Raw genomic sequence first — 20,919 nt, forward strand, 5'->3', positions numbered from 1 at the left:
CACGGTTTCGATGAGGCGTTTCTTGCAGATGCGAGAAACGTCGAACTCAGTGAGTGCGGTCCGGTTTAGACTCAACAGTGCTCAATCTCGAGAATCACAGTTCATCCAGAACAACCGTAGGGGACGTCCGTTACCCACCATCGTCCATCCGCGCAACCTTCACACTACCACTTTCCTACCCGTTGTCTCTTCCCTTCGAAATCAGAGAGGAGTTGCGCTACGAGTCGTCGATCTCTTCGATGCCTTCTGCGTGAACCGCGAAACCGCACGTAAGATCATCGACAGAGACAGAGAGTTGCCACCCTGTGAGCGCAAAGTCAGCGGTTTCGCCCGGTTCGAGATCGACCGTTTTCTCACGATATTCACCGTCTGGCCCTCTAACAGAGAGCCGATAGTCCTCAGTGACGTTTCCTACAGTGGCGTACCTACTGGCGAACTCTCTGTTATAGAGCGGAGCGTACTCACCACTCTCAAAGCTGATCGAAGAATCCGCAACCTCGAGTTTTCCTTCGAGCTCAGAGTCCAAGTCGAAGTCAGGCTCCAGCTCGTTGATCGGAACGGAAGCACGGAAACGCCGAACGTTAATTTCATACTCAGCAGCCCCCTCACAGTCTTCTAAACCCATACTCGAGTACATCCGGCTCTCGCCTTTTGCAATACGTCCTCTACTTGTACCAGGTCCTCCGGGAGTTCCTATCCCCGTGATTTCTTCACCGTCATCGGAGTAGACACACACCTCTCCCCCAAAGGAAATGAGGAACGTTTCAGCGCTGGTTTTCTCGACTTCTATGCGAACCTCACACTGTTGCCCAACGACCGCACCAGTCACTTAACGGACACACGCCAGCGGAGGTTCTAAATTATAGTAACCGTTAGAACTTTTCACTCATAGCCTGTAGTCACTTCCAGTGGATCATCTCGACGAAATCTCTGTCGAAGAATTACGAGATGCCCTCGGCAATGTGGAGGGAAAGAAGCCGTCACAACGGCTCTTAGCGGCAATGGCGTACAAAAACGGCGTTACGCAGACTGAACTAGCCGAGTGGTACGACGTTCAGCGACGGACGACAAGAAATCCGTGCAAGTCGATCCGCGTGCCGCGTGGTTTCCTCGCGGCACGCGGCCAGCCGTCGAATTATCGGGTCAACGTGACTGGGCGTGTTTGTTGGCGCGATCACCGAAGACGGTGATCGCTTTTTCTCCCGATTTGAAAGGTATGTAACCGGCGAACACGCCAAACATTTCATCCTTACACTATGCGAAGAATTCCGAGAAGATTTGATCATCGTTCTCGATGGTGCACCGTATTTCCGCGCGTCGGCCGTCACGGACCTGGCGGCCCGTGACGACCTCACCCTAGTGCGATTGCCAGCCTATTCTCCTAAGCTCAATCCGGTAGAAGAGTGCTGGAGACAGCTTCAGAACGCCCTCGGTAACCGGTTGTTCGAGTCGCTTTCTGAACTCAACACAGCGATTGATACCGCCCTCGATCGCCTTACGATACCGGAAATGAGTAATTACTTCTGATGAGTACTATAGACAGTGCCGCTCCCCGCTATAGTTTCGTTCTCATAGGTATACTCACATCACAGGAGTGGGCCTTGGGAGTGCCCGATGTGTCCGCGGTGGAACGAGGTAACTCCCCCACCGCCGTATCCGGAGGTACTGGAGAATTCCGTTACTCTGGCGCGGCCCCAGTCCGTACTGGCGAAATTCTTCGCCGACCATCGCCTCTCTCATGCGAGTGAATTCGTTGATCTTCCGCTGTAGGGAGACGAAGTGGAGTCCACAGACATCGCCGTCAGTTGTATTAACGTCGCGCCGGAGCAACACTGGATTCCCGTTTTCGCGTGCTCGAGCGAGCTTTTGGGCGTGTCCTACGACGCCTTTCTTACGAGCGTGTTCGTGGATCTTGTCCGTGACCGTAGTGGCGCTGGTTTTGGTTCCGAGGCGTTCGCCATACTCGCCAACTGCCTTCCGCTCGGAGTGATCAGGACTAAACATTCGCGCGACGCGCTGCTCGTGGTCGCTCTCTTCGAACCAGACTTCGAGATCGAGCTCAATAGTCTCGAAATGTTGGGTCGATCCGCCGGCGAACGATCCTTCCAGGATCGTTACCCGATCCTCGGTCGCTTGGCTCTCTTGGAAGCCCGAGCGGAAGCCCATGAAGAACGGTGCCTTCTCGGGCACCGGCTCGCCTTCGGGGATCCCTTCGAGACCACTCTGTCGGTCGGCCGGAAGACCTGGTCCAACGAAACCGGTTCGACGGCTCGTCCGCTCGAAGACCGTGTCGAGCGACGCCGACATTGAGCGACCGTTGAGGTGCTCACGTTCGCCGAACAGGGCTTCTTCGACGGCGAGCACCACGGCACCGTCGTCGCTCGCGAGGTGCAATAGTGCGTCGTTCGTGTCGACCGTCACATCGCTCTCAACGGAGAGTACAACGATTGGGTTTGGCTTCGGAAGGTCGACAGCATCGTCAAGTGACGCATCAAACCGATCGAAGTATGCCGGAGTATATCCTAGCGTGAAGAGGATACCATTAGTGCTCCACTCTAGGGCTCGCTCGACCTCACTCAGAGCTGACACCACGGTTTCGCGGGCTGCGGCGCCCAGTTCACCCGACAGAGACAGGCTGAGGAAGACGTGGTGTTTGGGCGGTCTGGCGTTTCCATCCTGATCCTTAGACAACACGTCATTCCATGCATGCTGGCGATCAGGGAGCGAGGTGGGATCCGCCACACCCTTAGGGGCACCCAACGATGTCCCATCCTCGAGGCAGGCTGCAAGTGCAGCGCTTCCGCCACTCGCGACCGCCGCACGTATGAACGCTCTCCGTGAACGTTCCGATGTCATATTAGAGTCCGTATGGCTGTCAATCGGGAGTACATTTACTTTCTCTTAGTATCCGGACAGCTTCAGCTCTGCCGTCGTGATGAAGTTCGTCGTTCCTGCGGGGTGAGGCATCTGGTTAGTTGCCCCGGTCATGAGCAGCCAAACGATAACCCGTTCGTCCTGAATGGGCTGGTCATCGGCGTACTGGGCCGGATGATAAAGGTGAGAGGGTGTTTCCTCATCGTAGAGTCGGTGGGCGGGATACTCGCCAGGACCAATCTCTGTCTCGTCCCGTCGAACCACGACAATCTCCATGTTATCCTGGAGAGGAACATTGACCGTCTCTGGGCCATCAGGATTGCTGAACCGGACGATCATCTCCGGCTCAGCTTCGAGGTAGAACTCTTCTTCGGGCGCCGTCCACTCATTACCATCGAAGAGTTCCACCGCCACGCCGTCTTCGGTACCGGGCGTTACGTCGATCGCCTGAGTTGAGGTGTAGTGCAGGACAACTGGCTCCTCGTAGGATCCGGTTTCCCCGTACGTATCGGCGTTCTTTTGGACCTTCTGAACGAACTGATTAACAAATCCTGGACCGGCCCGCCGGAAGACTGGGGAGAATACACCGTCCGCATAGAACTCGTAGGCGATGTCGTAATTGTAGGGTCCAAAACGAAGTCCAGAGTGAAAGTCGATGCTCTCCCGTCCAACCGCACTGGTGTGGAAGTGGCTCTTAAGCTGGAATCCGCTTGGTGTATCATCACGGGCCGGGAAGTCGAATTTCCCGATTAGCCCCGGACCGCCGGAGTCCGTGCTGTGGATGTCCCAGAAAAGGAGGTCACCGTTGAATACGGTGTCGTCGTCGGGAAAGTACCACTCTCGAGTGCTCCGGCCCTCCCGCGGTGGCAGGTAGTATGCTGTGAACGTGATCGGAGTGTTCATCGCCGCAAAGACGGGGCTATCCTGGTACGACGCGGAAATGGTCGTTCCCTGGCAATTAGCGGGAGACCACTCGATGGTCCAACCGTCCTGCTTGAAGAACTCCTCGGGTGGCTCAATCCGATGGTAGCCATCGTTGGCCGTATAGTAAGGGCGCTGCTCGGTCGGCACGTCCGGGACGACACCCAGCACTGACTCCGCGGCCGGCTTGATCGTCTCGGCGATCTTGTGGAGCGGGTACTCCACGGCGTCGTTAAGGATGGCGACGTCCACGATCTCAGGGTTCTCTAAGTCCGAACCATCGATGAACGCGCTGATTATCCGCACATCCCCATCATCTTTCACGTACAGTACCGCGGTTGATCCGTTGCCGTGACGTAGGCCCGCCTGCCCGAGACCAGTATAAGCCCCGGCTGCGCCCTTCCAAGAGGGATACCACTCCCGCTCGTTCATGTCCCCGAAGGCATCGTGAACCACGTCAGTCTCGTGAATCGCCTGCCCGATCACCATCTGGTAGGGGGTCTGAGTTATATTCCAGCTGACATCCTGGGGCTCAGTGATTTCGAGAGCGACAATTTTGTCGCGGTGCCGGTCAATCAATCCGTAGATAGTTTGCCTGTTCTCTGCTGTAATCTCAAACTCAGCTTCTTCCCCATCAGGGAATCCACTCTCCTCGATGCTCAGCGAGGTTGGGCCTTGGAGGCTGACCGTCTCCAAGTGGTTCGTGAGTACCTCGTACGCCTCGAATCCCCCGATCCAGCCGCTGATGAGGTCGTTGACCTTCGGGTCAGTCAGAAGTGTCTCGATCGCCCGTCGCTTCCGGTAGGTGTGCATTCGCTCATAGTTCCCGTTGTCAAACTGGCGCACGGAGGCAAAGTCGGCGGTCTTCATCTGGAGTGCAGGGCCTTCAGCCGCTGATGGCACACCGTTCGGCTTCGCGGCATCTTCCTGATCTTCGCCAAAACTGCTACAGCCTGCAATAGCTGCGACACCACCGCCGAACGCAGCTAATTTTAAATATTTTCGCCGTGGGAAATCATCGTCAGCCATTCTGATACAGATACCTTATTGTAGTATAGAAACCATTTGGTGTTTAACACGCTCTGAATTCCTCCCCTTGATGCGGTGTTGAAAGCATCATCTTTCTTAACGTCTCCGTCCGCTTCTAGACTGAGCAGGTAGATACCGAACTCAGCGATCAGGCTGGATAGCCTTGTTGAAACCTTTAATCAGTGATGGGTTTCAGCGGCCGTGCTGCATACAGAGCGCGTATCCATCGTCGAAGCGAGTTCGGATCGGCCCTTTCGACGGCCTCCCGGAAGACGTAATATCGACGCAATGCCAATGATTCACATGGTATCGTCGATCGAGGAAATCGAATTCATCGCCTGCTCCGAACACCGGGTCGGGGTCCTCGACGCACTCGCCGAGGGGGGCTGCGACCGGGCCGATTTGCGGGCTGCGACTGGTGCCCATGCCTCGACCATCGGACGCGTCATCGGCGATTTCGAGGAGCGCCGGTGGATCGAACGCAGCGGATCGACGTACGAACTCACACCGCTCGGCGAGTTCGTCGCCGAACGGTTCGCGGCCTTTCGGGAGGCGATGGACACCGAAGGCAAACTCCGTGACGTCTGGCAGTGGCTTCCCCGGGAGATGGAGGGATTTTCCGTGGACCTGTTCGCCGACGCCGTCGTCGCCTATCCGGGTCCGGGCTACCCCTACGAACCCGTCGATCGCGTGATCCAACTGTTCGAGGAAAGCGACTCAATGTGCGGTTTCGGGGCGACGGTGTTCAAATCGGTCGCCAACGAGGCGTTCTGTCGGGCCGTCCTCGAGGGTATGGAAATCGAGTTCGTGTACTCGCCGGCGATCCTGGCCGCGACAGTGGACTGGAATCCCGACCTCTTCGAGAAGACGGCCGCCCGGGACCACTGCACCGTCCTGATTCACGACGACCTTCCCGACAGGACGCGGTGCGGGATCGACATCTTCGACGATCGAGTCGGCATCTGCTGTCACGACACCGAAACCAGAGCGCTGCAGGCGTGGATCGATACCGACGCCCCCGAGACCCGGGAGTGGGCGCAGGCCGTCTTCGAGCGGTATCGCCAGGAGGCGCGGCCAGTCGACGAAGCCGCACTGAACACCCCGGTCCCCGAGCGATTCACGGTTCCGTAGAGAGCCTCGCTGGCGTGAGTCGATTGCACGTCGTGCAATATTTCACTGAATAGTTACATTATCGCGTCCCTCATCGTGTTACTTGCAGGTGGACGAACCATGTCCGAACCAACGCCACCCGACACGAGAGAGGAAATGGAGACCGTCAGATCAGCGGACGGGACCGAGATTGCGTTCGAACGGACGGGAAGCGGGCCGCCGCTCGTGCTCGTCCACGGCGGTGCCTGCGACCACAGGTTCTGGGAACTATCCGGTGTGCGCCCCGCTTTCGCAGACAACTGCACGGTCTACGCGATGGATTGTCGCGGCGTCGGTGAGAGCGGCGACGACGCCGAATACGAACTGGAGCAGGAGTTCGAGGACGTGGCTGCAGTTGTCGATGCGATAGACGACCCGGTGACTCTTCTCGGACATTCCTCCGGGGCGCTTTTATCCTTGGAGGCGGCCCTGCGAACTGACAACCTCCACAAACTTATCCTGTACGAACCTCCGATTCAGGTCGGCGACCACGAACTCTACTCCGAGGAGGTGCTCGCTGAAATGAAGCGGCTTCTGAACGCCGGGAGGAACGAAGAGGTACTCGTTCTGTTCCTGCAAGAGATCGCCCAATCTACACCGGAGGAAATCGACGAGCAACGCTCGGCACCGGACTGGAAGGACCTCGTGGATGTCGCCCACGTCTGGCCCCGCAGCGTGCAAGCGGTCGGCGAGTACGAATTCGATGCGGCCCGGTTCGCAACCATGACGACGCCGACCTTGCTGTTGTCCGGCAGCGAGAGTCCTCCGCTCTTGAAAGATGTCACGGAACCGCTCGACGACGCGCTCCCGAACAGCCAGATTGTTACCTTCGATGGGCACGGCCACGAGGCGATGCTCACCGCTCCAGACCGCTTCATCGAGGAGGTACTGGCCTTCTTCCGCGAAACGAACTAACGAATCGCTTCTTTTCGCTCTATCCCACACTCGCCGTGATGAATCCATCCTCTGTATTCAACAGGCCGTTTGTGTCAGCCATCGAGGGTATCAAGGGCCGACTGATTCAAAACGGCCCGCCACCGGTGCCACCTGAAGAAATTATCCCGCTTGACCACCGAGGACCTATATGCAGTGGTGTGACCAGCCAACGAGATCGTCCGGGAGCGAGGGTGTAAGGGCCCGGAACCGAAGCCCGAAGGGGAAAGTGGCGTGACCGACGACCCCCTCCCGGCCGAACACCGCTCGCCGCTCGCCACGCTCGCCGACGAGGTACTCGCGGGCGTCGGCTACGAGGTGGCGGCTGCCACCGACGCCATCGACGACGCTGTCCCCGGCTACGGCGGTCTATTCGACCCCGCGACCACTCCGGCCGAGTTGCGTCGCGCGCTCGAAAGCCTGCTAGCGTCGGGACTCACCCGGCCACCCGTCCCCGAGCCGACGAGCGACACGTTCGTCCTCTACGTCGACGGCAGTTCACGCGGCAACCCCGGCCCCGCAGGTGCGGGCGCTGTCATCGTGGACGCTGCAGAGGACCAACTCGCCCGTCTCGGCCGACCCGTCGGCTCCCGGACGGGGAACAACACCGCCGAATACGTCGCCCTCCAGCTCGGGCTCTCCGAACTGTTGGCTCGCTACGAGCCACGCAGGCTGGAAGTGCGCATCGATTCGATGACGGTCATCCGAGACGTCTGGGGTGGCGATGACCCGACGGAACCGGGCGTCGAGACGTACAGCGAGGCCGTCACGGCGGCACTGTCGAGCATCCCGGAACACCAGTACACGCATCTGGCCGACAGCGACCCGAACCCCGCCGACGCACTGGCGACGGTGGGAGCCGATATCGCGGCCTTCGGACCGGGATAGTAGAGTTACGCCGCTTACAATTCGAACTCCCGGCTCCGTTGAAATCCTCAGAAGCTACTAGAATTCAGACAGAGCAACACGACGTGTTGCCGGAGCGTGAACCGCTTCCGCGAGTAGCGAGTCGAGAACCGCGCTACAGCACGGCGAGCCAGTATAACCGCGCGTTCAACGAGTTGGAAGAAGCGTGACTTGGGGAGGGTATCCATTCTATCCTGCACTACTCTCCAGTCATGTTTTCCAGCAAGGGTTTCAACGAGACCGTCCGTATCCGTCTTCCTATAGTACCAACTGAAACGATTTCCACACCGATCGCACTGTCCGCGGTTCTCGCTCGCTTCGCTCGCTCCGACCCGCGCTCCCGTCGGGCGATCGGGTGTGCACCGACTTTCAGTGGCTACTATATTTTGTCGGCGTCTTTCTCGTCGTTCTCACGCGATTCCGGCCGTTGGCTGGGTCGCAAGGGGCGTGACGCCTCCCGTACTCACTGTTCCCTTCTCGAGGAGATCCAGGTGACAGTACCGGTCCTCGAGCAGACCGGTCGCCGTCTCGAGATCTGAATCACTCTCCGAGAAGATCGACGGTGACCAACAGAGGCAGCAGTAATAGCGGTTACGTTGGTTAACAAGCTGAGTTCGAGGGCCGCTCTGTTCGCGTCCGAACGGTGAAGAATCGAATAGAGCGACGACACTGATAGCTACCGGGCTATTTGAACCAGAACAGCACCCAAGACTACCAGGAAGGAGATGTCGAGAACTGTACTGTTATTGACAGTAGGTGTGATTAGAGAGCGACCGCTGTTCGATCCCGACCATCCGGGCAGTGGAAGAATCTCACCGAATATCCGCACCGGGAGAAACGCGGTGAGAACTTCGCATCCTTCGAGGTAGATGAAAGCGCGTTCCCCATGCAGGAAGCAACCCGTAGGGAACGTGACCGAGCAGTTCACCGTTCGCACCGATCACGACCAGTCCGAAGCCAATCAGGAACCCCGTCCGACCAGAAGACCGTAATCAAGATCGCCGTACCCGTCTATACCGTATAGTACGAACCGGCCGAAGTGGTTGGTTCGTCAAACTTCGAACGGGACAGTCACGGTCAGTCCTCTTTGACCGTCGTCGTCAAAACGGGCACAGGCGACCTTCGAATGATGCGTTCGGTGAAACTCCCGAGCAAGAAGCGGTCGAACCCGGACCAGCCGTGTGTACCCATCGCGATCAGATCGACGTCGTTCTCTTTTACGTAGGAGCAGATCACGTGCGGGACGGAACCGGCTTCGACTGCGGGGACCACGTCGTCGTGATCCAGCTGCGATGCGACGTCGTGTAGCAACTCACGTGCGTCTTCTTCGGCGTCCTTCGAGAGTCCGGTCGAACGCGGATCGATCGTTTCGGGGAGTTCGTCGGCGACGAATAACAGATGGAGCGTCGCGTCGTTGCGGGCCGCGATCGTCGACGCCAGCTCCGCCGCGGCCCGCGCGTAATCGCTGTTGTCGGTCGGAACCACGATACGCTCATACGGATACGAACACGTCTTATCGGCGTCCGTTCGTACTGTCAGTACGGGTACCTCGCTCGACGCGAGTACGGCTTCCGTCGTGGTCCCGAAGAGATACTCCCTGACCCCGTGGCGACCGTGGGCGCCTATGACCACGAGTCCGACGTCGTGGGCGTCAGCGTACTCGAGGATCGCCGCTTTCGGTTCGCCCTGCATAATGCGATCGACGACAGTCACTCCGCGTTCCTCTGCCGTCGCTCGAGCACGATCGACGATTTCCTCGCCCTCGTCTTCCAGAACGTCGACGACCTCCTCGCCGAGGCGAACGAGACTCGGTTCGTTCGTGTTCGCGACGTAGAGTACGTGTACAGTCGAGTCGGTGCCGGCCGCGATGTCGAGCGCATGGTCCAGCGCTGCCGAGGAGGGATCGCTTCCGTCCGTCGGTACGAGAATGGGACCGTCCATGTCAAGCGTACGATCCCCCGAAGCATACGTCTGGGGGTTGATGCTGCGGCGATACTGAACCACTCAGTAAGTGCTTCGTCTGATTACGTTACCCGCTCCGCTATCAGAACAATTTGCGACGATCCGAGAAACAATGGGGGTAGATAACGATGCTACCGATGAAGAGTATATGGTATCCGAGGAGCAGCAGTCGTCGTTCCGTCCCGCGATCGATTCCCACACGCACCTGTTCCCGCAGCGGCTCAGTGCCGCGATTCGACAGTCGCTCAGCGCCGAAGCCGACTGGGAGTTTTCACATCCGACAACTCGCTCAGAAATTGAGGACGTCCTTCGCGCGGCCGGAGTCACTGCATACGTCGCGCTTCCGTATGCACACAAAGCAGGGATCTCACGCGAGTTGAATACCTGGCTCTGCGAGCATGCCTCTTCGTCCGAGATGCTGATTCCGTTCGCGACAGTTCATCCCAACGACGACGCCGTCGCAGACATCGTTCGGGAGGCGTTCGAAACGGGAACTCGAGGCCTGAAGATCCACTGCCCGGTCCAGGAGTGTCGACCTGCGGATCCGCGACTCGAGCCGGCACTCGAGGTCGCAGCCGAATACGATCGACCGATCACCTATCACGGCGGCACGGCACCGATGTTTGAGAATAACCAGTACGTTGGTGCAGATGCGTTTACGGAAGTTGTGACTTCGTATCCGGAGCTTCGCGTCTGCTGTGCACACATGGGAACCTACGAGGTTGAGGCGTTTCTCGATCTTGCACAAAACCACGAGACCGTCTATCTCGACACGACATTCGCGATGTCGACCTCGGCTGAGGAGACGATGGGATTTGATCCGTCGACGGTCGCCAATGAAACGCTCGTCGAACTTGCTGACTCGATTATGTACGGCTCCGACTTTCCGAACATCCCGTACCCCTACCGAAACGAGCGAGCCGGACTGATCGCTCGAGATTTGCCGGACGAGACCGCCCGACATCTCTTCGCTCGAACGGCCGCTGACTACCTCGGGCTCGAGTCCGAACGTGACCTCGAAATCGAGTGAGTCACGTACTCAATCGCGATACCCGCTTCCGTCGCCTTGTCCTCGGTATATTCTTCTTCGCGAAGCGCTCTTGTAGTATAGTAGCCACTGAAAGTCGGTGCACACCCGATCGCCCGACGGGAGCGCGGGTCGGAGCGAGCGAAGCGAGCGAGAACCGCGCACAGTGCGATCGGTGTGGAAACCGTTTCAGTCGGTACTATAGCGAGCAGCCGGCGCCCCCTTCGAAGTTGGAGTATCGCCGTGTCTTCGGTATCCAAGCCGGACTCAATCTCGGTTGGTCGTTGGTCGAACGCTGCCTGTACGACAGTAATCAGCTGTTCGGCACGAGTGCTACTCATCGGCTCAAAATAATTTCGTATCTTAGTGGGTCCTCCTGCGACCGTCACGACAATGCCGTTTGCTCTCAAGGCTCCAGGAGCCAATCGAACCCCTCAAGAACGGCCCGTTTTCCTTCTGATTCGATAATCTCTCCGTGGCCGGGAATAACCCGATCAAAGTCCCATGCGAGGACGTCTCGTATTGATCGACGAAATGACGCCTCGTTCGTGATCGTGAACCGAAACTCGATCGGGGGGCCGACTCGTCCACATACTCCTAAGGCACGAGCAATGAGACGGGTTTTGAGTGGGCTATTCCCGCCAATGTGAAATCCGACATCGCCGAGAATAACCGTTCGACTTGGCCGATGGAAGTAGGCGATTTCAGTGAGCCATCGATGGCCAACGATCGCGACTTGATCGATATCTGGTGCCCACCGAGGATCGGGTGTATCACCCAAATGGTGATCAAACAGTAGATCGGAGCGTCGGGCCTCAAGTCTGGGCGCAGCTAGAAGTTCCGCAGCGGGGTAGACGTCCCTGTACTGTTCCATATAGAGATGGCCGTGGAGCTTACTCGCTGGTGCGACGAACCGAACCTCACCGAGGTCGACAAGCGCTGATTCGAGATCGGCAGTCAGTTTGGCTGGCGAGTGAACAAAGAGACCGCCACTCGAGAGTCGAATCACGGACATAATTCGTCCGATCTCGAGACCAAAAAACCGAAGCGGTTCCTCATACGTCCACAACCGTTCGTCCTCTTGTCTAAGCATCTCCGATCGCTAGTTGGATCACTAACATCGTAAACCACTACCACTATCGAATACGGTCTGACGTGGAGACGCTGTTTCACGCTCCGAATCGCGGTATCGTGTCGCAGACCGGTAGTATGACACACAGCGGTTTGTTAGACACATCGCTTCTAAACACCTCGGACAGCTGACTCAATCTGTATTTCGAGAATAAAGAAATCGTCCCCAGAGACCTCTAACTGCTGGCGCCAGTGTGGATCCCGCTCATCCGGGTAGCCGCCTGAGTAGTGTTCGAACACGTTTCGCACACCTACGTTGATCCGCTCAGTGTCCTCGATAACGGTCGCAGTGCCTTCAAAACGAACCATCCACTCTGGATGACCATTTTCGTCGTTCTCTGATTGAGACCGCAACACGAGTAGGGGAGGATAATCGCTAGTCGAACCCTGGACAGACACGTTGTGACGCTCCGCTGGCTCGTCAATGAGACGTAACGGCGTTCGCGGGAACCGGTAATACTCGGTGAAGATGTCCAGGGTCGTTCACAGCCTCGGCGAGTTGCTGTTGGCGACCGACCGTCGAGTGTCGCGGGATTTCCGGTCAGCCTCGAGGCAGGGAGCGCGGCAGACAGCGCACGGAGGGGGTACATCGCGCTGAACAATCCCGTTGCGTCTCTGGTGGTCAACTCGAGGATAGTGAAATCGTCACGACCGCCGTCGGGCGGATTCGCCGAAGTCCTTTCAAGGCGGCTTCGACGGTCAAGAGACGATCGGTGCCGGCGATTCTGATTCCGTCGTGTACTCACGCAAATTCGCCAAGGTCCGATTGTTCGTTTCCTAGTGGCTCGATCACGCGAGCGTCGTCGTTCGTCGGATCGTTCACTCTGGTCGAGATCGGATACGCCTCGAGATCGTCTGCGGGGTACGGACGGCACAGCTCCCGTCGCTCCTCAGAATCGGCTTCGAGCCACATTCGTTCGTCATTCCGAGGCAGCACGACCGGCATCCGATCGTGGATCGGTTCGACCGTCTCGCTGGGTTCAGTCGTGAGGATGGTAACTGTTCGAAGCGTCTCACCGTCCTCACGCTCTCGCTCCTCCCAGAGCCCGGCCATCGCGAATGCGGGATCGTCCTCGCGGTACACCCGATACGGTTGTTTCGGACTACCGTTCGGTTGCTTCCACTCGTAAAATCCGGTGGATAGGACGAGACACGGCCGCGTCTTCCAGGCGTGCCTGAAGGCGGGTTTCTCGTGGGCGGTCTCCGAGCGAGCGTTGATGAATCCCTCGCTCGGGTCGTCCATCCACTGCGGAACGAGTCCCCAGCGGTACTCGGTGATCTCGTCGGGGTCCTCGTTTGAGATCACGGGGTGCGGTTGCTGCGGTGCAACGTTGAACCGGGGCCGGTAGTCGTCGATGGTTACTCGCGCATCGAACCGTTCCTCGAGGTCGGCTTCCGTGATGAACACCGAATTACGTCCACACATGATCTAATGTACGGTCTCGAAGGGCAAAAACCGTCCTCACGGTCCTCACCGGAGTATCGTCGAATCTGTTGACTTGGCGGATCGGCGATCCAACCTACGGTATAGGGACAGTCACACCCGTTGTGAGTGAGAGTCTGAGACCGGTCGCCGTCTCGAGATCCGTCGACAGTGTCTGTTTGGCTGGCTGCGATGGACTCACCGCTGTGTGGCGGGGATCGCCGTACGGTCGGTGGCGTTGGCCGGCGCACTCGAGTTCCTTGACTCGAGTGCGAGAACGACTGTTGTCCGAATCGTCGTTCTATAGTACCGACTGAAACGGTTTCCACACCGATCGCACTGTGCGCGGTTCTCGCTCGCTTCGCTCGCTCCGACCCGCGCTCCCGTCGGGCGATCGGGTGTGCACCGACTTTCAGTGGCTACTATCGCGGAGGTAGTTCCGCTGGTCGCTCGAGACCTCGTTGCCACGGTCTCCAGAGTATGCGATTGCACGATCGCAGAATCGTTCTACCGCACCGGTCCTACGATCGTTCCGGGACGGTGCCGGTCATGACGTACTGCTCGTAGTTCGGATCCTCCCCCCAGAGTACTGGGTCCATCAGTGGCTCGTGTTCGACCGCTGTAAGTCCCTGTTCTGTAAGGATGGTTGCGAGTTCCTCGGGTGGACGGCCGTCGTACAGCGGGAGATCGTCGTGAATTTCTTCGTATCCATCGAATGGTTCCGGGAAATCCCAATGTCCCTCGATGAGAACGATTCGACCGCCGGGGCGAACGATTCGCTGCCACTCTCGGATCGCTTTCGATGGGTTCGGCAGCGTCCAGATGAGGTGACGTCCGGTTACCAGATCGTACGTGTTGTCGGATTGGTCTAAGGCCTCCGCGTCGCCAGTGAAAAACTCAATCGAATACTCCGTTTGGCGGGCTTTTCGTCTCGCCTTTTCGAGCATTTCAGCGGACATGTCGATTCCCGTTACGTCGTGACCGATTTCTGCCAGTAGCAACGAGATGACTCCCGTTCCGCAACCAACATCGAGAATCTTTTGTGGCGGATCACCTGTCCGCGTTCGAAGCACCGATAACCAGGCTTCCCGCTGTTCGTCACCGTGGATTCCGTGTTGACTATCGTCGTCGAACGTATCGGCTCGGTCGTCCCAGTACGCTTGGACGTGTTTCTTCACCTCCTCAGTCTGCTCGGATGGTGTCACAACTGCTCACCTCGACGTCGTTCTAAGATGGAGGTGGAACCGTATCCGGAGGAGCGCGACATGTGACAGTGCGTGTTTACGTTATTCGACTCTATTTCCTTGTCGGGAGTTCGCATTATCGCTGACCAGAGCTCCTTTTTCAACGACAGGTATAAGAACGTTCCCCTTCAAATAATAAAATTTATAAATATATTACTATTTATAAATATGGCTACTAGTATATTTATTAGAATATATTAAGATAGGATCGGGAATTATTTATACTCTCCCAGTTGACAATGCAACCTGCCGGCATGATCCAAGTGACACAGCCCTTGAGCCATTCAAGGTACTCTACACAGAGAAGTGATCGACATCCGAGCCGTGTTCGACAGGCCCAGTAGGGAAATGCAGTCACTAAACCTTAACAACCTAGGTTACACTACTACAAATACACTTGACGAGTAGACAATACAAGGACGCGTTACCGATGCTCAACGAGTCACGCCGTAGAACAGGTCACGAGGCGATGCGGCAGAACAGCACTGTCCAGTATCGACAAGTACTCACCGAATGCAAACGGATGAGCGACGATTTGCATCCGGATACCGACAGTCAAGCACGACTATCTACTAGCCAGTATTACTGAGATGCTACGCGCTCTCCTCACCCGAATCGGATCACTGTCGGCCGTTCTGGCTGGCGTCTCATTGATCACGTACGGCCTTATTTTCCTCACACCCGGCGATCCCGCGTACACAATCCTCAGAGAGCAACGTCAGAGTCCACCGTCCGAATCTGAGGTTTCCGCCTTCCGTACGGAACACGGACTAGATGAACCGTTCATCATTCAGTACGTCTCGTGGCTCACCGATGCTATTCGCGGGGATCTCGGCACCTCGTACTATCAGTCGGAACCGGTAACCTCACTGGTGCTTGCACACCTACCGAACACGCTCGAACTTGCGCTGGCGGCGACAGCCGTCTCGTTGTTGCTCGCCGTCCCCGCGGGCGTGGTAAGCGCAGTGCACCGCGACACCTGGATCGATCGAACCAGTCAGATCGCCGCCCTGGTCGGCGTCTCTATGCCGAACTTCTGGCTCGGCTATCTCCTGATTCTTGTCTGTTCACTCTGGCTGGGACTCACACCAGTTAGCGGGACCGGGACTCTCGGTCACCTCGCGTTACCCGCGATCACGCTTGGCACTGGGATGGCCGCGATCGTCACCCGTCTCGTCCGAGCGTCGATGCTCGAAGTTCTCGAGACGGAGTACATCGATACTGCGCGGTCGAAGGGTGTCCGTGAACGGCTTGTCGTGTACAAACACGGGCTCCGGAACGCGTTGATTCCGGTCGTCACGATCGTGGGCCTCCAATTCGGCTTCGTGATTAATGGTGCTGTCGTCGTCGAGGCAGTCTTCCAACGGCCGGGACTCGGGACGCTGCTCGTCGATGCCGTCTTCGCCCGTGATTATCCGATTGTCCAGGGTGTTGTCTTAGTGACGGCCGTCACCTTCGTCGTGACCAACCAGCTCGTCGATCTCGCCTACGTCGCGCTCGACCCTCGCGTCGAACGTGGTGATCGTGCATGAGCGAACGCGGTCCCGGATTCGTTCCCACAGCGCTCGGGTCGGTAGCCCTCGAGCAGGGCCGGGACGTTATTCACTGGTTCCGTTTCCGCTCGAATACCGCGATCACTGTAGGCGGAGGCACCGCCGGACTCCTGGTGATTCTCGCGCTTGTCGGCCCGATACTATCACCGTACGATCCGACGGCACAGGCGCTCGAGGCTCGGCTCCAAGGACCGTCGCTCGCCCATCCGTTAGGGACTGATTCTCTCGGACGTGACATCGCGACCCGGCTCACCTACGGTGCCCGTGTCTCGCTTGCACTGGCCGTCACGGCTACGGCAGTCCGGCTGGCAATCGGGACGACGGTGGGGCTGCTCGCAGCGACGGCGGGGCGATTCGTCGATACCCTACTAATGCGTCTGGTCGACGTTCAGCTTGCCTTTCCCGGACTCGTACTCGCGCTTGTAATCGCCGGCGTCCTCGGACCGAGCCTGCGAAACGTCGTGATTGCGCTTTCTCTCGTCGGTTGGGCATCGTACGCGCGAGTAGTCAGGGGAAGTGTTCTCGCTATCAAGGACCGGCCGTTCGTCCAGTCTGCTAAGCTCTACGGGACGCCGCGGCACCGGCTCGTCCGCCGCCATCTTTTGCCCCACGTCGTGAGTCCGGTACTAGTTCTCGCGACGCTCAATATCGGGACGGTCGTGCTCGCAGCCGCTGGCCTCTCCTATCTCGGGCAGGGAGCACAACCGCCTACATCCGAGTGGGGGACGATGATCGCCGACGGTCGGAACTACCTTCGACTGGCGCCGTGGATCGTGACTGCACCCGGCGTCGCGATTATGCTGACCGTTATCACCTTCAATCTGCTCGGCGATGGCCTGCAGGACGCCCTCGATCCCGACCACCTCGACGATCGATCACGGAGGCGAACGTGAGCAATACACTCGAGATTGAGAACCTTCACGTCCACTTCAACAGTAACTCAGAAACGGTGCACGCGGTCAACGGTGCGTCTTTCGAGATCGCACCCGGGGAAGTCGTCGGCCTGGTCGGTGAGAGCGGCTGCGGAAAGTCCGTTACCGCGCGATCGATCGTCCGACTCGAATCGCCGGGCGAAATCGTCGAGGGGAGCGTTCAGTACGGCGACCAGGAACTGACGACAGCCGACGATCGGACGCTCCAGCGACTTCGAGGGCGAGAACTCGCGATGGTCTTTCAGGATCCATCGGCAACGCTGAACCCGGTCTATCCGGTTGGCGAACAGATCGCCGAAGCGCTTCGGATTCACCGCGATCCGGACTACCAGCCGTTTTTCCGCGAGCTCGCGCTCGGTGCGAGCCCGCGGCTCCGATCGTCTCAGCTGCGGTCAGACGTGCTCGATCTCATGAAAACGGTCGGGATTCCTAATCCCAGGCAACGAGTCGACGCCTACCCGCACCAGTTCAGCGGCGGTATGCGTCAGCGAGCGATGCTTGCAATCGCGCTTGCCCGGCAACCATCACTGTTGATCGCCGATGAGCCCACGACGGCTCTGGATACGACTACCCAGGCGGCGATTCTCGACCGACTGGCGACCCTCAACGAAGCACGTGAGATGGGAATGCTGGTTATCAGCCACGACTTCGGCGTTGTCTCGGCGCTGTGCGATCGGATCGTCGTCATGTACGACGGGGTCGTCGTCGAGCAGGGCCCGGCCGAGCAGCTTCAGTCGGCTCCTGCCCATCCGTATACGAAAGCGTTACTCGGTTGCTTGCCACAACATGCCGACCCGAAGTCTCGTCTCCCGACCGTTGTGGGGACACCGCCGGACGGGTCTGTGCCACCAACGGGATGTGAGTTCGCCGACCGATGTCCGTTCGCGACCGACGACTGTCGAGAGACGGACCCATCGGTTGTCTCAACTGGCCCGAACCACGCGGTTCGATGCGAGGTGCCGGCAGCACGCCAAGCACCGCTCGAGGCGATGCACACAGCGCAAACGGACGGCGTAAGCGAGCAGTCGACCGAGCCAGCCTCGATTGAAATCGACGGCGGAACGAAGACACGCCCTTCCGCGGTCGTTTCGGGAGACGCGGCGAGAAACGACTCTGAAGCGAGAAGGTCGATCGGTTCGAGCGGTAGTTCGGCCAGCCGAGAGACGGGAACATTTGTCGAGTCGATCGTCGAGCTCGAAAAGATCACAAAGTCGTTCCGAGAGTCCGACTCGCTAATCGATCGTCTTCTTGGAACTGACGATCAGATCCCGGTCGTCAAAGACGTCTCACTCAAACTTCGATCCGGCGAGACCCTCGGACTGGTCGGCGAGAGCGGTTGTGGAAAATCGACGCTCGCGAACGTAATTGCGGGGCTCGAGAAACCCGACGACGGCACCGTCCGCCTTCGTGGCCGGCGCGTCGGTGGCGTCAGCGAACGGACGGATGAGCAGCTAACCGAGATCGGCGTCGTCTTTCAGCATCCGGGCGCGAGTCTCAACCCGAAGCGAACCGTTAGCGGATCGATCGCGGAACCGCTCGTCGAAGCCGGCTGGGCAGCGTCGCGACGCGCCGATCGTATCACGGAATTGCTCTCGCTGGTCGGTCTCTCGACGGATATCGCCGATCGGTACCCTCGACAGCTCTCTGGGGGACAACGCCAACGAGTCGCTATCGGTCGAGCTCTTGCACTGGAACCGTCAGTGCTCGTATTAGACGAGCCGACGGCCGCCCTCGACGTCTCGATTCAGGCAACGGTGCTCAACCTGCTTGCGGATCTCCAGGACGAACTCGGGCTCACATACCTGTATGTCTCGCACAATCTCGACGCCGTGCGCCACGTTGCTGACCGTGTAGCGGTGATGTACTGCGGGCAACTCGTTGAGATCGGTCCGGCCCGCACGACGCTGTCGAGTCCAACACATCCGTATACGCAGACGTTGCTGGATGCGATTCCCGATCTCAACGGTACGGACCGGCGTGAGCGGACGCTCGCAGCCGAACCGCCCAGTCTCACTGATCCACCGTCGGGTTGTGCCTTTCATCCTCGCTGTCCGATAGCCGAAGACGAGTGTTCACGAATCGAGCCCACGCTTGAGCCGATCGCTGAGGGGTACTCGCGGTGCCTGTACGCCGACGAATGGGTCGATGAATCAGGGAGATCCCAGTTGGGCAGCACAAACTGCGGTTCCAACGCGATCGGTGCTGGCGACGAGGTGGACAACCGTCGCCTCGTTCCAGACGGGGAATCGCCGAGTGAGATAACCGACCAATCTAACTTCGAATGAGAAAGCAATCCCAAGTCACGGTGAACCGACGAACCGCACTGCAAACGACGCTCGGAACGGCGACGCTCGCCGTTGCTGGTTGCCTCTCTACCGATCCCGACGACGGAACCGGTTTTCGCATCGGCGGTAAGTGGGCGCCGAACCGGGACCCTCTCGACGGCGGAAGTCAAATCCGTCGACTCGGAATCACTGAGGCACTGGTCAGCGTCGACCACGATGCGAATCCAGTTCCCGGTCTCGCCGTCGAGTGGGAGCGACTCAACGAGTACCGCTGGGAGTTTCACCTTCTGGAGGACGTCGTCTTTCAAGATGGTTCACAGTTCGATGCAGAAGCCGCAGTGGGCTCGCTCCAACGCACTAACGCGTCTGCATCGTTCGAGGATGTGCCGATCGACACGATTGACGCGGTCGATACAACAACTATCGTCATCGAAACGGAAACGCCGTTCTCCCCGCTGCCAGCGCATCTCTCGCGCAACGAAGCAGTAATCCTCAGTCCCGACAGTATTGATTCGGACGAAGCGATCGATAATCCGGTCGGTACTGGTCCGTTCGCTGTCGAAAAGTTCCGACCGGAGTCCGAACTCCGGCTCGTCCGCCATGACGACTACCACGGAGACCTGCCCGACTTCGAAACTGTCCGCTACGAGGTTGTCGACGACGACCAAACACGACAGATGAAACTCGAAAACGGTGAAATCCATATGGCGCGGGTTCTTCCGAACGAGACAGTCGAAACGCTCGAGTCAACCGACGGTATCGATGTCTATACCCCCGAAGTACCCCGGATTAGGTTCCTCACATACGACACTCAGTCAGAGCCGTTCGACGACCAGCGAGTTCGGCAGGCAGTTTCCCGCGCGATCGATCGAAGGGCGATCGCCGAATCGATTCTCGCCGGGATCGACGACCCTGCTGTCGGCCCGTTCTCCCCGGAACTCACAGACTGGGCGAATCCGGATCTCGAGGCCGATCTCTACGATCCGGATCGCGCTCGAACACTGCTTTCGGATGCCGGATGGACTGACGATGATGACATCCGAACCCGTAACGGGTCAGATCTCACCGTCGAGTGCCTCACCTTCGACGGGCGGGATCTCCCTCTCATTGCCGAGGTGATTCAGGACCATCTCGCCGCGGTCGGGATCGATGTCGACGTGACGACGATGGACTACGCTACCATGGTCGACCGAGTTGGGCAGGACTCGTTCGATGTTTACCTTACGTCGTGGGGAACGCTGTGGTATCCTGACCCAGACCGACTCGCTGAAATGGTCCACTCGACGGCCGCCTCGCTGCATCACGGCTACGAGAACGATCGTGTCGATACGCTCCTCGAAGAAGCGCGTGAACTCGACGATCGTGAGGCGCGTTTAGAACGGTATCACGAGGTTCAGTCGATCATTCTCGAGGACGCTCCGATTGCTGTGCTGACTAGCTACACGAATGTCGTCGCGGCCACGTCCGACGTGAGCGGCTACGAACCCCATCCAACGGAACTGCTGTACGGTCTCAACTCAATTACGCTGAACAGCGAGTGAACTACCCCA

General features: G+C 58.5%; 15 protein-coding genes and 2 pseudogenes. 9 read left to right on the top strand and 8 right to left on the bottom strand.

The genetic code is table 11. The annotated features are described in order from the left end of the window. Positions 1-217 precede the first annotated feature (217 nt). Positions 218-829 (bottom strand): hypothetical protein, encoded by a 612-nt coding sequence (locus NED97_RS20905; protein WP_252490730.1) that lies wholly within the window; start codon positions 827-829, stop codon positions 218-220. A gap of 240 nt (positions 830-1,069) precedes the next feature. Here NED97_RS20905 and NED97_RS20910 point away from each other — a divergent pair. Next, positions 1,070-1,527: pseudogene (locus NED97_RS20910) on the top strand (IS630 family transposase); the annotation flags it as partial. Positions 1,528-1,581: 54 nt separating this feature from the next. Here the strand turns inward: NED97_RS20910 and NED97_RS20915 are convergent. Both NED97_RS20915 and NED97_RS20920 read right to left on the bottom strand, forming a co-directional pair. Continuing rightward, positions 1,582-2,856, bottom strand: coding sequence for a Dyp-type peroxidase (locus tag NED97_RS20915; RefSeq protein WP_252490731.1), 1,275 nt, complete (start codon positions 2,854-2,856; stop codon positions 1,582-1,584). A 45-nt stretch (positions 2,857-2,901) separates the two neighbouring features. After that, complete coding sequence (locus NED97_RS20920) at positions 2,902-4,824, bottom strand: hypothetical protein (protein ID WP_252490732.1); 1,923 nt, start codon at positions 4,822-4,824, stop codon at positions 2,902-2,904. A gap of 303 nt (positions 4,825-5,127) precedes the next feature. Between NED97_RS20920 and NED97_RS20925 the strand changes: the two genes are divergently transcribed. From NED97_RS20925 to NED97_RS20935, 3 genes are all read left to right on the top strand, one after another. Beyond that, on the top strand, positions 5,128-5,955 hold the full coding sequence (locus tag NED97_RS20925; protein WP_252490733.1) for a helix-turn-helix transcriptional regulator: 828 nt from the start codon (positions 5,128-5,130) through the stop codon (positions 5,953-5,955). A gap of 99 nt (positions 5,956-6,054) precedes the next feature. After that, a complete protein-coding gene (locus NED97_RS20930; protein ID WP_252490734.1) occupies positions 6,055-6,888 on the top strand; it encodes an alpha/beta fold hydrolase in 834 nt (277 codons plus the stop codon). 252 nt (positions 6,889-7,140) lie between these two features. Beyond that, positions 7,141-7,794 carry a ribonuclease HI family protein gene (locus NED97_RS20935; protein ID WP_252490735.1) on the top strand — a complete coding sequence of 218 codons (654 nt, stop codon included), beginning with the start codon at positions 7,141-7,143 and terminating at the stop codon, positions 7,792-7,794. Positions 7,795-7,859: 65 nt separating this feature from the next. Here the strand turns inward: NED97_RS20935 and NED97_RS20940 are convergent. Both NED97_RS20940 and NED97_RS20945 read right to left on the bottom strand, forming a co-directional pair. Beyond that, positions 7,860-8,000 (bottom strand): annotated as a pseudogene (locus NED97_RS20940) (IS5/IS1182 family transposase); the annotation flags it as partial. A gap of 889 nt (positions 8,001-8,889) precedes the next feature. Next, positions 8,890-9,753, bottom strand: coding sequence for a universal stress protein (locus NED97_RS20945; RefSeq protein ID WP_252490736.1), 864 nt, complete (start codon positions 9,751-9,753; stop codon positions 8,890-8,892). Between the two features lie 169 nt (positions 9,754-9,922). Here NED97_RS20945 and NED97_RS20950 point away from each other — a divergent pair, with 169 nt between their 5' ends. Beyond that, positions 9,923-10,804 carry an amidohydrolase family protein gene (locus NED97_RS20950; protein WP_252490737.1) on the top strand — a complete coding sequence of 294 codons (882 nt, stop codon included), beginning with the start codon at positions 9,923-9,925 and terminating at the stop codon, positions 10,802-10,804. 403 nt (positions 10,805-11,207) lie between these two features. Here the strand turns inward: NED97_RS20950 and NED97_RS20955 are convergent, their stop codons facing one another. The 3 genes from NED97_RS20955 to NED97_RS20965 form a co-directional block, all read right to left on the bottom strand. Then, positions 11,208-11,894 carry a DUF4336 domain-containing protein gene (locus tag NED97_RS20955; RefSeq protein ID WP_256493429.1) on the bottom strand — a complete coding sequence of 229 codons (687 nt, stop codon included), beginning with the start codon at positions 11,892-11,894 and terminating at the stop codon, positions 11,208-11,210. A 780-nt stretch (positions 11,895-12,674) separates the two neighbouring features. Further along, positions 12,675-13,358 carry an SOS response-associated peptidase gene (locus tag NED97_RS20960; RefSeq protein ID WP_252490739.1) on the bottom strand — a complete coding sequence of 228 codons (684 nt, stop codon included), beginning with the start codon at positions 13,356-13,358 and terminating at the stop codon, positions 12,675-12,677. A 518-nt stretch (positions 13,359-13,876) separates the two neighbouring features. Then, on the bottom strand, positions 13,877-14,560 hold the full coding sequence (locus NED97_RS20965; RefSeq protein WP_252490740.1) for a class I SAM-dependent methyltransferase: 684 nt from the start codon (positions 14,558-14,560) through the stop codon (positions 13,877-13,879). Between the two features lie 629 nt (positions 14,561-15,189). On the opposite strand from NED97_RS20965, the gene nikB reads away from it, so the two are divergent. Genes nikB through NED97_RS20985 form a run of 4 tightly spaced genes read left to right on the top strand, consistent with a single transcriptional unit; the run spans position 15,190 to position 20,910 of the window. Continuing rightward, complete coding sequence (gene nikB / locus NED97_RS20970) at positions 15,190-16,131, top strand: nickel ABC transporter permease (protein WP_252490741.1); 942 nt, start codon at positions 15,190-15,192, stop codon at positions 16,129-16,131. Next, positions 16,128-17,045, top strand: coding sequence for a nickel transporter permease (nikC, locus tag NED97_RS20975; RefSeq protein ID WP_252490742.1), 918 nt, complete (start codon positions 16,128-16,130; stop codon positions 17,043-17,045). The genes nikB and nikC overlap by 4 nt, the downstream gene beginning before the upstream one ends. Further along, positions 17,042-19,369 carry a dipeptide ABC transporter ATP-binding protein gene (locus tag NED97_RS20980; RefSeq protein WP_252490743.1) on the top strand — a complete coding sequence of 776 codons (2,328 nt, stop codon included), beginning with the start codon at positions 17,042-17,044 and terminating at the stop codon, positions 19,367-19,369. Before nikC ends, NED97_RS20980 begins: the two co-directional genes overlap by 4 nt. Beyond that, positions 19,366-20,910 (top strand): ABC transporter substrate-binding protein, encoded by a 1,545-nt coding sequence (locus NED97_RS20985; protein ID WP_252490744.1) that lies wholly within the window; start codon positions 19,366-19,368, stop codon positions 20,908-20,910. The genes NED97_RS20980 and NED97_RS20985 overlap by 4 nt, the downstream gene beginning before the upstream one ends. Positions 20,911-20,919 lie beyond the last annotated feature (9 nt).

Origin of the sequence: Natronococcus sp. CG52 (genome assembly GCF_023913515.1) — an archaeon.
Classification (GTDB): Archaea; Halobacteriota; Halobacteria; order Halobacteriales; family Natrialbaceae; genus Natronococcus; species Natronococcus zhouii.

Coding starts and splice junctions, on each gene's coding strand:
- NED97_RS20915 (WP_252490731.1), bottom strand. CDS start 2,856: ATGACATCGGAACGTTCACGGAGAGCGTTCATACGTGCGGCGGTCGCG.
- NED97_RS20920 (WP_252490732.1), bottom strand. CDS start 4,824: ATGGCTGACGATGATTTCCCACGGCGAAAATATTTAAAATTAGCTGCG.
- NED97_RS20925 (WP_252490733.1), top strand. CDS start 5,128: ATGGTATCGTCGATCGAGGAAATCGAATTCATCGCCTGCTCCGAACAC.
- NED97_RS20930 (WP_252490734.1), top strand. CDS start 6,055: ATGTCCGAACCAACGCCACCCGACACGAGAGAGGAAATGGAGACCGTC.
- NED97_RS20945 (WP_252490736.1), bottom strand. CDS start 9,753: ATGGACGGTCCCATTCTCGTACCGACGGACGGAAGCGATCCCTCCTCG.
- NED97_RS20950 (WP_252490737.1), top strand. CDS start 9,923: ATGGTATCCGAGGAGCAGCAGTCGTCGTTCCGTCCCGCGATCGATTCC.
- NED97_RS20955 (WP_256493429.1), bottom strand. CDS start 11,894: ATGCTTAGACAAGAGGACGAACGGTTGTGGACGTATGAGGAACCGCTT.
- NED97_RS20960 (WP_252490739.1), bottom strand. CDS start 13,358: ATGTGTGGACGTAATTCGGTGTTCATCACGGAAGCCGACCTCGAGGAA.
- nikB (WP_252490741.1), top strand. CDS start 15,190: ATGCTACGCGCTCTCCTCACCCGAATCGGATCACTGTCGGCCGTTCTG.
- nikC (WP_252490742.1), top strand. CDS start 16,128: ATGAGCGAACGCGGTCCCGGATTCGTTCCCACAGCGCTCGGGTCGGTA.
- NED97_RS20985 (WP_252490744.1), top strand. CDS start 19,366: ATGAGAAAGCAATCCCAAGTCACGGTGAACCGACGAACCGCACTGCAA.